We start from the raw sequence: 810 nt of genomic DNA on the forward strand, positions 1-810 counted from the left end.
CTCGAGCGCCACCTGCTCAGCGGCGGCGCCCACGGCTGCCACCGCGAGCCCGATGGCGAGCACCGCCGCCGGCAGCGCCGCGGCGAGCTCGGCGGTCACCGCGCCGAGCTCGCCACGAGGATCGGCCGCCGACCCGCTACTGCACCGTGAGCGCACGCTGGACCATGTCGGTGAGGACGCCGCGCACCTCGTCGGAGCGCAGGATCACCACCAGCAGCCCCGCGAACCCGACGGCCGCCATCGTCGCGATGACGTACTCGGCGGTGGCCGCCCCGTCCTCCTCGTGCACCAGTCTCTCGAGCATCCTCATGCTCGCCTCCTTCCCTCGGAGGCCCCAGGGTGGAGCACGGCGCGGTCACCGCGCGCGAGGACGGAGCCGCCCTGTGGAGGGACGGCTCCGTCGGGATCCGGCGTGTGCGGCTCAGCCGCGCGGGCGGCGCGCGGTCGCGCGCACCGGCACGGGCTGCGGCGGCGTCAGCGCCGCGACGAGCGCGGCGATCGATCGGTCGAGGGACTCGAGGATGGTGCGCATGCACGCACGCTAGGCGCGCAACCTGTCCGCGGACTAGGCGAGAGGGGCGAGTGCGCCCTCCAGCATCGAGACGACGAGCGGCACGATCACGAGCAGCGAGAACGCCGGCAGCACGCAGGCGCCGAGCGGGAGCGAGAGCTGCACGGCCGCGCGCTGCGCCCGCGCCTCGCCGTCGAGCCGCGCGCGAATGCGAGCGGCGCCGGCCTCGGCGAGCAGCAGGCCCCGCACGGGGACGCCTGCGCGCGAGGCGAGGTCGAGCGCCGCGTCGACCTCCCGCC

Annotated in this window: 1 protein-coding gene and 1 pseudogene; both read right to left on the reverse strand. The window is 76.3% G+C overall.

Annotated features, from left to right (window positions below):
- Positions 1-136: 136 nt before the first annotated feature.
- Positions 137-310 (reverse strand): DUF4244 domain-containing protein, encoded by a 174-nt coding sequence (locus NWP09_RS13065; RefSeq protein ID WP_258275918.1) that lies wholly within the window; start codon positions 308-310, stop codon positions 137-139.
- Positions 311-565: 255 nt separating this feature from the next.
- Positions 566-810, reverse strand: a pseudogene (locus NWP09_RS13070) (hypothetical protein); the annotation flags it as partial.

It is taken from the genome of Agrococcus sp. HG114 (assembly GCF_024723325.1).
In the GTDB taxonomy this organism is placed as follows: Bacteria; Actinomycetota; Actinomycetes; order Actinomycetales; family Microbacteriaceae; genus Agrococcus.

Excerpts from the sequence above, each read along its gene's own strand:
- NWP09_RS13065 (WP_258275918.1), bottom strand. The coding sequence starts at position 310 with ATGAGGATGCTCGAGAGACTGGTGCACGAGGAGGACGGGGCGGCCACC.